The 15,254-nt window shown below is 62.1% G+C and carries 15 protein-coding genes; 12 read left to right on the plus strand and 3 right to left on the minus strand.

What is annotated here, in order from left to right:
- Positions 1-3 precede the first annotated feature (3 nt).
- Both K678_RS11935 and K678_RS11940 read right to left on the minus strand, forming a co-directional pair.
- Complete coding sequence (locus tag K678_RS11935) at positions 4-1,209, minus strand: polysaccharide pyruvyl transferase family protein (RefSeq protein WP_021132711.1); 1,206 nt, start codon at positions 1,207-1,209, stop codon at positions 4-6.
- Between the two features lie 71 nt (positions 1,210-1,280).
- Positions 1,281-2,189 (minus strand): ExeA family protein, encoded by a 909-nt coding sequence (locus K678_RS11940; protein ID WP_021132712.1) that lies wholly within the window; start codon positions 2,187-2,189, stop codon positions 1,281-1,283.
- Positions 2,190-2,398: 209 nt separating this feature from the next.
- On the opposite strand from K678_RS11940, the gene K678_RS11945 reads away from it, so the two are divergent.
- The 12 genes from K678_RS11945 to K678_RS11995 all read left to right on the plus strand — a co-directional run bounded on the left by K678_RS11945 (position 2,399) and on the right by K678_RS11995 (position 13,643).
- Positions 2,399-2,971: a polysaccharide biosynthesis/export family protein gene (locus K678_RS11945; RefSeq protein ID WP_021132713.1), complete on the plus strand. Its 573-nt coding sequence runs from the start codon at positions 2,399-2,401 to the stop codon at positions 2,969-2,971.
- Positions 2,972-3,012: 41 nt separating this feature from the next.
- Positions 3,013-4,149 (plus strand): hypothetical protein, encoded by a 1,137-nt coding sequence (locus K678_RS11950; RefSeq protein WP_021132714.1) that lies wholly within the window; start codon positions 3,013-3,015, stop codon positions 4,147-4,149.
- A gap of 56 nt (positions 4,150-4,205) precedes the next feature.
- Positions 4,206-5,975 (plus strand): GumC family protein, encoded by a 1,770-nt coding sequence (locus K678_RS11955; protein ID WP_021132715.1) that lies wholly within the window; start codon positions 4,206-4,208, stop codon positions 5,973-5,975.
- 27 nt (positions 5,976-6,002) lie between these two features.
- A complete protein-coding gene (locus K678_RS11960; protein ID WP_021132716.1) occupies positions 6,003-6,818 on the plus strand; it encodes a CpsD/CapB family tyrosine-protein kinase in 816 nt (271 codons plus the stop codon).
- A gap of 25 nt (positions 6,819-6,843) precedes the next feature.
- On the plus strand, positions 6,844-7,605 hold the full coding sequence (locus tag K678_RS11965) for a glycosyltransferase family 2 protein (RefSeq protein WP_021132717.1): 762 nt from the start codon (positions 6,844-6,846) through the stop codon (positions 7,603-7,605).
- Complete coding sequence (locus tag K678_RS17815) at positions 7,560-7,793, plus strand: hypothetical protein (RefSeq protein ID WP_021132718.1); 234 nt, start codon at positions 7,560-7,562, stop codon at positions 7,791-7,793. The genes K678_RS11965 and K678_RS17815 overlap by 46 nt, the downstream gene beginning before the upstream one ends.
- A 71-nt stretch (positions 7,794-7,864) precedes the next feature.
- Positions 7,865-8,431, plus strand: coding sequence for a dTDP-4-dehydrorhamnose 3,5-epimerase (gene rfbC, locus K678_RS11970; RefSeq protein WP_021132719.1), 567 nt, complete (start codon positions 7,865-7,867; stop codon positions 8,429-8,431).
- An 11-nt stretch (positions 8,432-8,442) separates the two neighbouring features.
- A complete protein-coding gene (gene rfbB, locus K678_RS11975; protein ID WP_021132720.1) occupies positions 8,443-9,501 on the plus strand; it encodes a dTDP-glucose 4,6-dehydratase in 1,059 nt (352 codons plus the stop codon).
- A 5-nt stretch (positions 9,502-9,506) separates the two neighbouring features.
- The gene (gene rfbD / locus K678_RS11980; RefSeq protein WP_021132721.1) at positions 9,507-10,433 is read left to right on the plus strand and encodes a dTDP-4-dehydrorhamnose reductase; all 927 of its coding nucleotides are present in this window, start codon (positions 9,507-9,509) and stop codon (positions 10,431-10,433) included.
- The gene (gene rfbA / locus K678_RS11985; protein ID WP_021132722.1) at positions 10,430-11,299 is read left to right on the plus strand and encodes a glucose-1-phosphate thymidylyltransferase RfbA; all 870 of its coding nucleotides are present in this window, start codon (positions 10,430-10,432) and stop codon (positions 11,297-11,299) included. Before rfbD ends, rfbA begins: the two co-directional genes overlap by 4 nt.
- A 23-nt stretch (positions 11,300-11,322) precedes the next feature.
- Positions 11,323-12,507, plus strand: coding sequence for a DUF1972 domain-containing protein (locus K678_RS11990; RefSeq protein WP_021132723.1), 1,185 nt, complete (start codon positions 11,323-11,325; stop codon positions 12,505-12,507).
- Between the two features lie 44 nt (positions 12,508-12,551).
- Positions 12,552-13,643 carry a right-handed parallel beta-helix repeat-containing protein gene (locus K678_RS11995; protein WP_021132724.1) on the plus strand — a complete coding sequence of 364 codons (1,092 nt, stop codon included), beginning with the start codon at positions 12,552-12,554 and terminating at the stop codon, positions 13,641-13,643.
- Between the two features lie 25 nt (positions 13,644-13,668).
- Here the strand turns inward: K678_RS11995 and K678_RS12000 are convergent, their stop codons facing one another.
- Complete coding sequence (locus K678_RS12000; protein WP_196802575.1) at positions 13,669-15,114, minus strand: undecaprenyl-phosphate glucose phosphotransferase; 1,446 nt, start codon at positions 15,112-15,114, stop codon at positions 13,669-13,671.
- Between the last annotated feature and the right edge of the window lie 140 nt (positions 15,115-15,254).

Genomic DNA, 15,254 nt, shown 5'->3' on the forward strand with positions numbered 1-15,254 from the left:
CGCTCATGCGTCGGACCCCGGCACGGATCGCAGAATCTCGACCAGCCTGTCTTCGTACAGGTTCAGCTTGTCTTCGACCAATTCCCGCCCGGCGGCGATCGCCGAGCGCAGGCCGTTACGTTCGTCGAACCACGTCATCACCGTTTCAACAGCGCTTTTTGTCGTGGCGGTTTTGCCGTCGATGAAGAAGGGATAGCCCAGCGATTCGAACAGACCGTTGAACTTGCGGCTATAGGCGATCGGGACGACCGGAACCCCGGTCGAATAGGCGGCGATGCAGGCATGCATCCGACCGGAGATCACGAAATCCATCCCGGCGATCCAGCTTTTGGCCGCGATCGCGCTTGTGAAGGCGGGGGCAAGCCGCACCTTGGGAAAGCGGGCCTGTATGTCGCGGCTGGTGGTGTAATCGTCTTCCGGGCTGACGGTGGTGTTGATTGGGGTCTGCCACTCCAGCACATGGGCGAACAAGGACAACTCAACCCCTTCCATCGCGGTGAAACGGTCGATCAGCGTCTCGATCATCTGGCGGTAATCGATTGTCATCGCGAACTGGTTCTTGCCGGTATAGCCCTGGTGATAAAGCAGGGCCGAGACATTCAGCCCGACCTTGAGGCTCGAGCCGGGGTGCCGCACCGGGGAATGGCCAAGCCGGAATGCAACGTCGATGGCCTCTGCCGTTGGGGCGGTGATCCCCATCTCGGACAGGACGCGCATCGATCTGTGGTCACGGGCGAAGGTCGCGGTCGAGCGGTTGATGACGTGGCGGGCGGCCACCCGCGCCAGCGGCGAGGCGAACGGACCGATGGTCTGGGGGGCCAGGACCAACGGGATGTTGCGCCGGATCGCCGCCATCTTGCTCAGGATCTGCATCACGAAGCGGCGGGAGCCGTACAGGTCGGAGAAGCTGTCTCCCTCTCCGATATCGACAACCAGATCGCAGCCGCCGATATCGGCAAAGACGGACGAGCGCCGTCGCAACGCATCGGTCAGGCTGAGGCGCGGGCCGATCTCGACTCCATCCGGGATGTTGCCGATATCGGCCTTTGGCTCGGTGCCAAGGGTGACAAAGGAAATCCGACGCCCGGCGCGCGCGGCGGCGCGGCCTAGAATCTGGATGTTGGCGCGGGTCAGGGCGTCGATGCCCAGATTGTTGTGTCCGACCGTGTGCCACAACAGGCCGGTTCGGATGATATCTGCCGCAGCCATCAAGAGACCTTCCGTGTTCGCACCGCGGGCATTGCCGCATCGCTGGGGAAAAGCAAGATCGAGACCATCCGTCACGGCACCGGCGCGACCGCAGCGCGGGGGGCCGTCACCGCTTCGATTGCCGCGCCCAGTGTCTCGCGGCACCAACCCTCGGGCACCGGGCGGAATGGGCTAAGGCCGGTGCGATTGCGGTCGGCGGCGGCCTCGGTCACGGTGTCAAAGCCGATCTGGGGCAACTCGTCGGAAAAAGCGTAAAGAAGGGCGACATCGCACAGCAGGTTGATCAGCCGGGGGACCCCCTTGCTGAAGTAATGAACCGCTCCACACGACTCATCGTCGAACAGCATCGGCGCACCGCCGACGACGCTCAGGCGATGACGGATGTATCCGGTAGTGTCTTTCATCGACAAAGGGGTCAGATGGCAATGAACCGAAATTCGCTGAACGAACTGACGGAGAGCGGGGCGGCTTAGCGTCTCCAGAAGCTCGGGCTGACCGACCAGGATGATTTGCAGAATCTGGTCCTTTTCATTGTTGATGTTCGACAGCATTCGCAAATCCTCCAGCGCCGCTGGTGTCAGATTCTGCGCCTCGTCGATGATCAGGACGGTTCGTTTGCCCTTGGCATATTGTTCGAGCTGGAAATGAATGAAGCGGTCGTGCAGTTCGGCATCGTCGCAGCCCTGACGCTCGATATCGAACGCCGTCGCCACCCAGGTCAGCAGGCTGCCGAACGAGGAACTGGAATTGGCGATGACCCCCATCGTCACGTCGGGGCGGTCGTCCTTCAGATAGCGGCGGATCACGGTGGTTTTCCCCGCGCCGACTTCGCCGCTGATGACGATGAATCCGGCCTGGGTCAGCATCCCGTACTCAAGCAGATTGATCGCCAGACGGTGACGACGGCTGAGATAAAGGAAGTCTGCATCGGGAAGCAGGGAAAAGGGCTTGCCGCTCAGTCCGTAGTAGCTCTCATACATCTTCGGGTCCGATCGGCGATTATGGTTCGGAGTCGATAAGAACTACATTCTTTGCGGCATAAAAATAAAGAATTGAATTTCTGTTATTGTTAATGTCAATAAAAGTCCATTTCTATATAAAAAAGTTACTTTCAGGTCTCAATCTGACGGATGTAGACTCCTTCGCGTCGATTTGATGGATTTTCATCTTCGGCTGCCAGGGGGGTAGGATGAGAAGACGTCTTTATGCCGTCGCGCTCGGCGCATGCGCCGTCGCTTTTGTCGGTCCGGCCTTGGCCACCGACACCCCCTATTCCCTGACGGCGGGGGACGTGTTGCAGATCACGGTCTGGAAAGAAGACGGGATGGACCGCGAGGTGGTGGTCCTGCCCGACGATACGATCAGCTTTCCCCTGGTCGGCACCTTGGCGGTTCGCAACAAATCGACCGAGGATGTCCGCAAGGAAATCGTGGCCAGACTGACTCCCTATGTCCGTGACGCCGTCGTGACCGTCGCGGTCAAATCGCCGCTGGGCAACGCCTTCAACGTTATCGGTCAGGTCAACAAGCCGGGCGAACTGGTGGTCGGTCGTCGCACCACGGTGATGCAGGCCCTCAGCATGGCCGGCGGGGTAACGCCTTATGCCAGCCACAGCGCCATCATCATCTTGCGCCGATCCGAGGCCGGCGAGATCGCGATTCCCTTTCCCTATGACGAGGTGATTCGGGGCCGCTCGCTCGAACACGATATCGTCCTGACGCCGGGCGATGTCGTGGTGGTTCCCGCCGCCAGCCTGTTCTAGCCGATGCCTGGCCGGAGCGAAGCGCGTCGTCTGTTGGCGGGGTGGGGGCTTTTGCCGTCCTGGTCATCGCTGTCCCGGCTCAGGCCGGAAACGGCGCGGCAGAGCTGTCGATCCTTGAGCGGGTCGAGCACGATAGCAATCCGCTGATGCAGCGCCACGATGCCCAGGCGGTCAACGGCTCGGTGACATCACCGGAATTGCGGCTGAGCGAGGATACCGCGACCGAGCATCTTGGCCTCAACGTCCGTCTCGACCGTTCCTTCTACGACGTCAAAGGCTTCAGCTCGACCGATCTGCATACCCGCGCCACCGCGACGACGAAGGGAGAGGTGTGGGAGGCCGGTCTGCGTGCCAGTCTCGATTACGATACCACCCGGACCAGTGAACAGGACGCCTCTGGCCTCAACATCGCCGGTATCCGTCATACCGGGTTCAGCGTTTCCCCCTGGGTGAAGCTGGCGCTGACCGAGACGGATTCCCTGACCGTCGATCCGTCGCTGATGCGCTCATTTTATGAGGATAAGCGGCGCTACACCAATTACAGCGTCTATTCGGCCAATCCGACCTACGAACATCAATTCGACAGTCGCAACAGCGGTCAGGTGATCTTGCAGACCAGCCGGTTCCAGACCGAAGGCACCGGCACGGTGATCGACAATATCGGTCCGGCGCTGGGCTGGCGCTCGGCCTTGTCGGAGCGTCTGACCGCTTCGGTAACCGCTGGAATCCGACGGACGATGCCAACCTTCGACCCGTCGTCACGCACCGTCGCCAAGGATGCGTGGAATTACGGCTATTCCCTGTCGCTGACCTACCGGGGCGAGCAGGATGTGATCGACTTCACGGCGGCGCGGGCTCCCAATCCGTTTGCCACCGGAACCCAAGCCGAAACCACTTCGCTCAGTCTGGCCGAGACCCACACCCTGACGCCGACTCTGTCCTATGGCGTGACCTTCACCCATCAGCGGTCGAAATCGAGCTATGGCGGGGTGGTAAGCGATTCCACCTCGCTCGGATTACAGAACCGTCTGACCTATCACGCGACGGAGACCGTCGATCTCGGGATCGAACACCGCATTCGGGAACGGATGGCCGAACCGGGCGAAGGCCGTGCCCTGGGCAATGTCGTCTTGGCCCGGATCATCTTTACGCCGACGAAACTGGCCTTTAACTGGTGAGCGTTCCGCGTCCCGCGCCGCCGCCCGTTACCGGCATCTGACCGAAGGCACGGATCATGGACGAGAGCGGTATTCACGATTATCTGGCCATTCTGAAGCGGCGGCGGCTTCCGTTCTTTGTCACCTTTTTCGCCGTTCTTACCTTGTCGGTGATCTTTACGTCGCTGTGGTCGAGCTACCGTTCGACGGCGATGGTGCAGATTCAGCAGCCCGATATCCCCGAAAGCGTCGCGACTCCATCCGGGGTTCCCAGCGCCAGCCAGATCCAGGCCCTGGCCGATCAGAGAATTAACCAGATACAGCAACGGATCACCTCGACCGCCGCCCTGGTCGATATCATCACCAAGTTCGACCTTTATCCCTCTGCCCGCCGTTCGAAGCCGATGACAGAAATCGTCGAAGCGATGGGCAAGAAGATCAAGCTCGAGATGGTCAGCGCCGATATGGCCAATCCGGCGGCGGCGCAGCGGCTGCAATCGGGCCAGTTGGCGGCGATCGCCTTCACCGTCAGTTTCGATTATGCCGATCCGCTGAAGACCCAGTTGACCGTCTCGGATTTGATCGGCCGCTTCCTTGACGAGGATGCAAAGCAGCGGCGCGAGCAGGCCGCCGAAACATCGGCATTCTTGGCGCGGCAGGTAACCGAGCTGGATGCCAAGATGCTGGTGCAGGAAAAAGCGATTTCCGATTTCCGCGCCGCTCATGCCGAAAACCGGCCGGAAGCGCTGGCGCTCAATCAGCAGAATGCCGCCAACATCGCGATCAGCATCCAGTCGGTCGAAACCCGGATCGCCGAGATCGAACGGACCCGGGGCGACATCATGGCGCAACTGGCCGTGGTCGATCCTTATTCCCGCGTCATTGCCGACGGTCAGATTTTGACCACGCCCGCGATCCAGTTGAAGGCGCTTCAGGCCAAATACTCGACCAGCCTGGGCCAATACGGCGAATTCCACCCCGACGTGATCAAGCTGCGCCGCCAGATCGAGGGGCTGCGCAGCCAGATGGGGCAAAGCCCGGAAACCGCCGACCTGAATGCTCAGATCATTGATACCCAGACCGGTCTGGCCGCAGCGGAAACGACCCTGGGCCCCGACCATCCCGACGTCCGGGCCTACCAGCGGCGCAAGGCCGAACTGGAAACGCGGCTGGCCGTCGCCTCGCGCGAGCCGCTCCGGCACGAGACGCTGAAGGCCGATGCCGACAATCCGGCCTATCTGATGCTGGTGGCGCAGAGCAACTCCGCTCGAAACCAGCACGCGGCGTTGCTGGTTCAGCGGACGACGTTGGAACGTCAATTGGCCAAGCTGCGGCAGGCGATTGCCGAGACACCGGCGGTCGAGCAGCAATATGCCGCCCTGGCCCGCGATTATGACAACAGCCAATTGCGCTACCGCGAACTGAATGCCAAGAAAATGGCCGCGGATATGAGCGCGACGGTCGAACAAAACGGCAAAAGCGAGCGTCTGGTCCTGCTCAATCCGGCGGAATTGCCGACCGACACCCGGCCCAAGCGGAGCCTGCTTCTGGCCGCCGGTCTATTCCTGTCGCTTGTCGCCGGGATCGTCATGATCGGGCTGACCGAAAGCCTGAGCCGAAGCGTCCACGGAACCAGCCATCTTGCCGCTTTGACCGGGGTGGCTCCGCTGGTGACTATCTCGCACATCTTTACCCATGACGAACAGGCGGCGGCACGGCGGCATCAGGTGCTTGTAGCCGGACTGGTCAGCGGCGGTCTGGTGCTGGCGGCCGTTCTCATCAATGCCCTGGTGATTCCGCTCGACGTGGTGTGGAGCACGGTGCTGCGCAAATTCGGGCTGGGCTGACGGCGGACCGGAGAGGAAAGGCATTGCATGGACAAGCTGGAAAAGGCGCTGCTGAAGGCGCGCCAGGAGCGAACCGAGGCGATGGCCGTCGCTAATGCGTCCCCCGCCGTCGCGCCGCCGTTGCCACCGTTACACTCGGCGCTTCGGTCTGGTCCCGCCCAACCGGTCGAGGCGGGGGCGTTGGAGCGCAATCGCATCGTCGCCCGGCGGACCCGCGATATCAACGCCGATGCCTTTCGGATTCTGCGGACGAAGATCCTTCAGCAGATGTCGCGATTGGGGGCGACGACGCTGGCGGTGACCAGCCCGAATTACGGGGATGGCAAATCGACCGTCGCGATCAATCTGGCGATGAGTCTGGCCCTCGACGTTAAGCAAACGGTTCTGCTGGTCGATCTCGATCTGCGCAATCCCAGCATCCACCGCTTTCTGGGCATCGTTCCTGAAATCGGGTTGACTGACTATTTCACCGGCGAAGCGACGGTGCCCGATTGTCTGGTCCGCCCCGAGATCGAGCGGCTGATGGTGCTGCCGATCGTTACCCCGCTCGACAATTCCTCTGAAATTCTGGGAACGCCGAAAATGGCGGCGCTGGCCCGCGAGTTAAAGGCCCGCTATGCCGACCGGATCGTGATTTACGACATGCCGCCGGTTCTGGCCCAGGACGATACCATCGCCTTTCTTCCTCTGGTCGATGCCGTCCTGCTGGTGGTCCGCGACGGCGTTACCTTTGCCGACGATGTGCGTCAGTGCATCTCGCACCTGTCCGGTTTCAACCTGATCGGCACGGTCCTGAACAACAGCCGCGAGAGTGGGTACAACAAGGACCACCAGCGCGCCTGACGGTCCCAACGCAAGGAAGACGCGGATGGCCGAGGTTACGCTGTCAATCGTCATCGTCACCTATAACGCGCGCGACCTGATCGACCGTTGTCTGGCTCCCATCATCGTTGCCGCCTTGCCCCAGGTAGAGGTGGTGGTATGGGACAATGCCAGCCAGGACGGAACGATCGAACATGTCATCCGCACCTATCCAGGGGTTCGGGCCATCGCCTCGCCCGAGAATCTGGGGTTCGCCAGGGCCAACAACGCCGCCATCGCCACCTGCTCGGGCGAGTTGATCGTGTTGCTCAATCCCGATGCCTTCATCGCCGATCTGGGCGACCTGATCGCGATGGCCGATTATCTGGGCCGTCACAACGAGATCGCCGCCGTTGGGCCGCGCCTGCTTAACGCCGATGACAGCCATCAGGTCGGCGATGCCGGTTGGCGGGCGTCGTTGACCAGCGTGATCGGCCATTACCTGTTTTTACACCGGCTGTTCGCCGGCTTTCCCGCCCTCTATTTGACCAATCCGGCATTGCTGCGACGCGACGCGGTCGATGTCGACTGGATTTGCGGTGCCTGTCTGGTGACCCGCCGCGATGTGGTCGATGCGGTCGGCGGTCTGGACGGCGACATCTTCCTGTATGGCGAGGATGTCGAGTGGGGCGAACGCTGCCGCGACCGGGGTTACCGTCTGGTTTATTTGCCACAATACGAAGTCCTCCATCTCCAGGGGGGACGCAGCGGTCGGAAAGCGAGGTGTTTTTCTCGACCAAGGCCCTGGATGCCCTGGCCCATCAGATGATCCGCACCGGCTCGCCCCGGCGATTTCGCTTGTTCCGCCGGGTGGTACAGGCCGGATTACTGATCCGCGCCGCGTTGTACTGGCTCGTCGGGACCCTTGCCGGTCGTCCGCGTTCCCTCGCCAAAGCCGCGGTGATGCGGCGCTATGCCGACCACGCCCGCCACTTGGCCTGGAACGTGCAGAACTAGGACGAGGGCGACAAACCCTTCCAGTCCCCCGTTCGGTGGGGCATGGCCTTCTCTCGCTTGCGGAGGGGTTGATGCGTCTTCAGCGCTTGGCAATCCAGGATGTGGCGGTGATTGTTCCGGTCAAGATCGGTGACAATCGTGGATGGTTCAGTGAAACCTTTAAGGAATCTTGGTTCAGAGATTCCGTTGACGATGTTTCATTTGTCCAGGAAAACCAGTCTTATTCCCAAATCCCCGGCATTATTCGCGGACTTCACTTCCAGATACCGCCTTTTACCCAGGCCAAGCTGGTCCGATGCCTGCGCGGCTCGGTCCTGGATGTCGTCGTCGATCTCCGCATCGGCTCGTCGACATACGGTCAATCGGTCTCGGCGATTCTGACCGCCGAGGCGGGCGAGCAGATCTGGGTTCCCGAGGGATTCGCTCATGGCTTTTGCAGCCTGACCCCCGATGTCGAAATTTTTTACAAGGTGACCGCGCCTTATAGCCCCGAATGCGATCGCGGCATTGCCTTCGACGATCCCACCCTGGGCATCGTCTGGCCGGTCAACAGCGCCGAGGCGATGGTGTCGCCCAAGGACCGCGCCCTGCCGCGTCTGGCCGACAGTCCCAGCTATTTCCAATACGCCCAGCACTGAAGGAGGCGGTCATGCGTGTTCTCGTTACCGGCGGTGCCGGCTTTATCGGGTCGGCGGTGATTCGTCACCTGATTACCGAGATCGGGGCGCAGGTCCTGTGTGTCGATAAACTGACCTATGCCGGTCACCTGTCATCGCTCAGTCCGGTCGCAGCCTCGCCGCTGTTCTTTTTTCTGAACGCCGACATCTGCGACCGCGGCGCGATGGTCAAGGCCTTCGACTCGTTCCAGCCGAACCGGGTGATGCATCTGGCGGCGGAAAGCCATGTCGACCGTTCGATCAGCGGGGCCAGCGCCTTTATCGAGACCAATGTCTCGGGCACCTTCACCTTGCTGGAGGTGGCGCGCCATTTCTGGGATTCCCTGTCGGCCAAGGATCGGGCCGCCTTTCGCTTTCTTCATGTCTCGACCGACGAGGTTTACGGCTCGCTGGGGCCGGACGGCCTGTTTTCCGAGACGACGGCCTATGATCCGTCTTCGCCTTATTCGGCGTCGAAAGCCTCGTCCGATCATCTCGCGATCGCCTGGCACCGCACCTATGGGCTGCCGGTGGTGATCTCGAATTGCTCGAACAATTACGGTCCCTACCATTTTCCGGAAAAGCTGATCCCGCTCAACATCATCAACGGGTTGGAGGGCTACACCCTGCCGGTCTATGGCGATGGCTCCAACATCCGCGACTGGCTCCATGTCGAGGATCATGCCCGCGCCCTTGATTGCATCGCCGGGCATGGCCGGGTCGGCGAGAAATACAATGTCGGCGGCCGCAACGAGCGCAGCAATATCGAAGTTGTCCGCGCCATCTGCGCCCAACTCGACCGGATCCGGCCCGAATGCGCGCCGCACGACCGGCTGATCTCCTTTGTGACCGACCGGCCCGGCCACGACCATCGCTATGCCATCGATGCGACCAAGCTGGAAGACGAGCTTGGCTGGTCGGCGCGCGAGAGTTTCGATACCGGGATCGAGAAGACGGTTCGCTGGTATCTCGATAACGAGGCGTGGTGGCGGCCGTTGCGTCACTCGATTTACGGCGGCGAACGCCTGGGCGTGCTGGCGGCGGGAGGCTAAGGATCATGCGGATCGTCGTTACCGGATGCTCGGGCCAAATCGCCACCGCCTTGCAACAGCGTGGGGCTCAGTCCGAACATCAGATCATTGCGGTGGGGCGGCCGCGCCTTGACCTCGCCTGGCCGAAAACGGTGGCGGGGGTGCTGACGGCGGCGCGGCCCGACATCATCGTGTCGGCGGCGGCCTATACCGCCGTCGACAAGGCCGAAACCGACCGCGACAGCGCCTTTGCCATCAATGCCGACGGGGCCGCCGCAATTGCGGCCACGGCGGCGCGGCTGGGCGTTCCGCTGATCCACCTGTCGACCGACTATGTCTTCGACGGCAGCAAATCCGGGCCTTATCTGGAAAGCGATCTTCCCGCCCCGATCAATGTCTATGGCGAATCGAAGCTGGCGGGGGAGCAGCGGGTCGTCGCCCTGACCGCCAACCACGTCATTTTGCGCCTGTCCTGGGTCTATTCGCCGTTCGGGAACAATTTCGTCCGGACGATGCTGCGCCTTGCTGAGGATCGCGAGACGGTCCGGGTGGTCGCCGATCAGATCGGTCGCCCCAGCAGCGCGTTTGATATTGCCGACGCGGTGATCTCGATCGCCGAACGGCTGGGTGCCGAGCCGGAGCGGGCACCACGCGGGCTGTTCCACCTGTCGGGGGCAGGCGAGACATCGTGGGCCGGATTCGCCGAAGCGATCTTCACCGGCCTGCGGGCCAGGGGCGGACGGGGCGTGACGGTGGTTCCGATTCCCGCCACCGACTATCCGCTGCCCGCCGCCCGACCGGCCAATTCGGTTCTTTGCGGGGACAAGCTGTTTGCCGCTTACGGCCTGACCCTACCGAGTTGGCGTGGATCGCTGTCGGTCTGCCTGGAACGTCTGATCCCGTCGCGAGACGGGGCCGCCACCAAAATCCCGAGCGAAGAGAGGCCGTTATGAAGGGGATCGTTCTTGCCGGAGGCAGCGGGTCGAGGCTGCATCCGATGACCCTTGTCACTTCGAAGCAGCTGATGCCGATCTATGACAAGGCGATGATCTATTATCCGCTGTCGACCCTGCTGCTGGCGGGGGTGCGGGATATCCTGCTGATTTCGACCCCGGTCGATCTGCCCAACTTCCGCCGTCTGTTGGGCGACGGATCGCAATGGGGCGTCCAGATCACCTATGCCGAGCAGCCCAGCCCCAACGGTCTGGCCCAAGCCTATATCATCGGGGCCGATTTTGTCGGTGGCCAGCCTTCGTGCCTGATCCTGGGTGACAATATTTTTTACGGTCACGGCCTGCCCGATTTGCTGGAGCGGGCATCGGCGCGGACAAGCGGGGCGACGGTGTTCGCCTATCACGTCACCGATCCCGAACGGTATGGCGTGGTGTCGTTCGACGGCAACTCACGGGCCGTGTCGATCGAGGAAAAGCCGACGGCTCCGGACTCGAACTGGGCGGTTACCGGCCTGTATTTCTACGATTCCCAGGTCGTCGAGATCGCCGCCGGATTAAAGCCGTCGCCACGGGGCGAGCTGGAAATCACCGACATCAACCGCGCTTATCTCGAGCGGGGGCAGTTGCAGGTCGAGCGGATGGGGCGCGGCTATGCCTGGCTCGACACCGGAACGCCGGACAGCCTGATCGATGCCGCCAATTTCGTCCGCACGCTGGAGACCCGCCAGGGCATGTCGGTCTCCTGCCCGGAAGAGATCGCGTTTCGCAAGGGATACATCTCGGCCGATCAACTGGAACGGCTGGCCGCACCTTTGCGCAAAAGCGCCTATGGCCAGCATCTCATCGATCTTCTCGCCGATCTCTGACCGGCGACGCAAAGGGGGCGAACATGAACATCTCCGTGGTCCCACAGCCTGACGCGAATCGGCGACTCTTTATTTTGGGGATTCGCGGCATTCCCGGCGGGCATGGCGGCTTCGAGACCTTTGCCGAGCACCTGTCCCTGTTCCTGGTCGGGCGGGGATGGGCGGTTTCGGTTTATTGTCAGCAAGACAACGCCGCCCCCGGCGCGCCGATCCATGAGGAGGAATGGTGCGGCGTGACCCGGATCGTCGTTCCAGTGGTTCGCGCCGGGTCGGCTGGGTCGATCGAGTTCGACTGGAAATGTATCCGCCATGTCCGCCACCAGCGGGGAACGCGGCTGGTGCTCGGCTATAATACCGGGTGCCTGATCCCGCTGTTACGGCTGGGACCCGACCGCATCATCGTCAACATGGACGGGATCGAGTGGAAGCGGGCCAAATGGTCGCGTCCGGTGCGGGCGTGGTTCTGGTTGAACGAATGGATCGCCGCCTGGGCCGGGACCCGTCTGGTTGCCGATCATCCCGAGATTGCCGGTCACCTTGCTCACCGGGTGCGGCGGAGCAAGGTGTCGATGATCCCCTATGGCGCGCCCGAGATTCTTGACGCGCCGGTCGAACCGCTGGACGGGTTCGGTCTGCACCCGGATGGCTATTTCATCTCGGTGTGCCGGATCGAGCCGGAGAACTCGATTCTGACTCTGGTCCGGGCCTTTTCCCGACGCCGTCGTGGGGTCAATCTGGTCATTGTTGGCCGGTTCGAGGCCGACAATTCCTATCATGGCGCGGTGATGGCGGCGGCCAGCGCCGAGGTCCGTTTTGTCGGCGCGATCTATGATCATGAGATTCTGAACAGCCTGCGCTTTCACGCCCGCGCATATTGTCATGGCCACACCGTCGGGGGGACCAATCCTTCGCTGGTCGAAGCCTTGGGAGCGGGAAACGCGGTCCTGGCCCAGGACAACCGCTTCAACCGCTGGACCGCCGACACCGGGCAATTCTTCTTTCAGGACGAAGAAAGCTGCGCGGCGCTGATCGGCGAAATCATCGAAAACGATCTGGCGGTGTTGCGGGCCAGGGTCGCTGCGCGTCATCGCTTTATCGAGCAATTCCAACTGCGGTCGATCCATGCCGCCTACGAGCGGATTCTCCGGGGCACCGGCAACGGGGGACGGCGCCGCTCGCTCCCGACGGCTTTTACCAGCGTGCCATGACGGCCGGGTCGATCCCGATTCAGCCGCACTGCGGGAGAACAGAGATGAGCATCACGCGTCGTCGCTTCGTCGGGCTTGGTCTGGGCGCGGGATTGCTGGGGGCTGTCGCGCCGAGCTTTGCGGCGGTCCCCGCGATCCCAAAACAATACGGGCTGTCGCTGTTGGAGGTCGCGCCCGATGTCAACGAATTGGCCGACAATACCGAATCGTTCGCCAACGCGATCGATTACGCTTCCCGCAACGGGCTCGGAACGCTGTTCATCCCAGCGGGAACCTTTCCCCTGCGCAAACTGGTGTTGCGCGATACGGTCAAGATCGTCGGCGCCGGGCGCAACGCCACGGTACTCCAGGCGCTGCCCTCGACCGAACCGGGTCTGGTGGTGCTGGACGGCGGGCCGGTGCGCTATTCCGGTCTCTCCGGCTTGACCCTGCGTGGCGGGGTGCCGGAGAAGGCGAACAATCCCGGCCAGTGGGCAATATTGCTGAAAGGTGCCGCAAAGGCAGGACTGGACAGGCCGCATGGCGGTTTGTGGTGGTCCGAGTTCCGCGATCTGGCGATCCAGTCGTTCGATAACGGGATTTTCCTGAATGGCGGTGGCAAGAGCTATCTTTTGCCCAACCAGTTCCTGACCTTCAGCAACATCATCTGCTATGCGATTGCCGCCGCCGCAGGCCGGACTCTGAAGATCGTCGGCCAGAACGCGCAGATCCTGTTCCAGCAGGTCCAGTTCGACTTTATGGGTGGGGCGGCGGCGACAACCTCGGTTCAGGTCGGCGGCGAGTCTCCCGACGCGATCAATCCCAGCATCGTCCATTTCGACGTTTGCACCTTTCAAAGTGCGCGTCAGGCCGTATCGGTGCGGGGTGCGCAGAACGTCGCCTTCACCTCGTGCTGGTTCGAAAGCAATGGCGGCGGAATCGTCGCGCTGGAAAATGCTGCCGGGATCAGCATCTCGAACAGCCGTTTCGCCAATACCGGCGATGCGATGGGAGCGATCAATTTCAGTGCGAAAACGTCGGGCACGGTGATCAGCAACATCTTTGCCGGTGTGCGAACCAGCAAGACGGTTCTGGTGGGTGACACTGCCCAGGTTGTCCAGATCGGCAATTTCTCGATCCTGGGGGCGGCAGGGTAGGGGCGTCGGCACGGGCGAGCCGGGCTCAATAGACATTGCGCCCGGTCAGCACGAACAGGGTACGAACCATGATTTCGATATCGAGGAAGACCGACCAGTTTTCCATATAATAAAGATCGCATTCGACCCGGCGCTGGATCTTTTCCTCGGTATCTGTTTCGCCACGCCAGCCCATCACCTGGGCCCAGCCGGTGATACCGGGCTTGACCTTGTGCCGGGCCGAATATTCCCGCACGATTTCCTCGAACAGGCGTCCCGCTGCCTTGGTGTCGGTGGCATGAGGACGGGGGCCGACCAGCGACATATCGCCCTTCAGCACGTTGAGAATCTGCGGCAATTCGTCCAGGCTGGTCCGTCTTATCAGCCGCCCGACGCGGGTGACGCGGGGGTCGTCGCTGGTGGTCTGGACGCTGCCGGACCGATCGGTGCGGTCCTGGTACATCGAGCGGAATTTATAAACCCCGATCAGACGGTTGTTATAGCCATAGCGGTTCTGGCGAAACAGCACCGGACCGGGGCTGTCGAGCTTGATTGCTATCGCGCAGAGCAGCATCAGCGGCAGCGCGACCAGTCCGATCGCGGTCCCCAGAATTAGATCCTCACCCCGTTTCAGCATCGCTCCCCAGCCCGAGATCGGCTTGCGGTACACGATGTAAACCGGCATTCCATCGACCCGGCTGAAGCCCTGATCGATGAAGTACCCGCTGATGACATCGGGGGCGAGGCGGACATTGGCCGGAATCACCTTTAGCTTTTCGACGATCCCCAGCAACCGGGCCTCGGCCCCCCAGGGCAGGGCGACCAGAACCTCGTCGACCCGCCGTTCGCGGGCATACTCGATCAAATCGTCAACAGTGCCCGCGACGGGATAGCCTTCAACCTCGCGGGGGGCGCGGTCGTGGCGGTCGTCGAAAATGCCGATGATCCGGGTCCAGGCCTCGCGCCGCTGCATCAGCGACTGGATCAGGCGCAGCCCATGCGGGCCGGACCCGACCACCGCCACCGTCCGGGCGATCAGCCCCCGCTCGGCCAGCGACATCAGGCCGCGATAGATCAGCAGGCGGGTCAGGCACATCGCCACCACCGCACCCGACACGATGTTGATCGGGCCGTTCCACGGCCAGGGAAACGCCGGGGCGAATTGCAGCATCAGCAACGCCAGCCATTCCAGCGCGGCCAGGATCGAGCCGTTGACCAGCAGGCGGCTCAGTTGCGATACCGGATTGCCGAGGATCGACAAGGCATAGCCTCGCGAGGCCAGCATCAGATACAGGATGCCGACGCAGAAGGTGGCGTCGGTGAATTTCCAGATTCTGGCGTCGAGACCGTCCAGTTGCGACGCCTCGACATAGGACCAGGTGAAAAAACCGCCGAGCAGGATGATGTCGAGCGTGGCGGTCAGGACGATCGCCGAAACCCCGGTGAATGAGCGGCCCGTCCGCACCCGTAGCAGGGATTTAAGGTCGGTCACGCTGTACTCCGATACGTCCGCGAGATGAACCTTTCCCACAGCAAGCGCCATGCCAGCGACCCGGACGGGGGGATCGGCGGCGGGGTGACTGATCCGCTGTAAAAAATGACGACAGCCTTGATCCCCGCGATCAGGGGAAG

It is taken from the genome of Magnetospirillum fulvum MGU-K5 (assembly GCF_000442515.1).
Classification (GTDB): domain Bacteria; phylum Pseudomonadota; class Alphaproteobacteria; order Rhodospirillales; family Magnetospirillaceae; genus Phaeospirillum; species Phaeospirillum fulvum_B.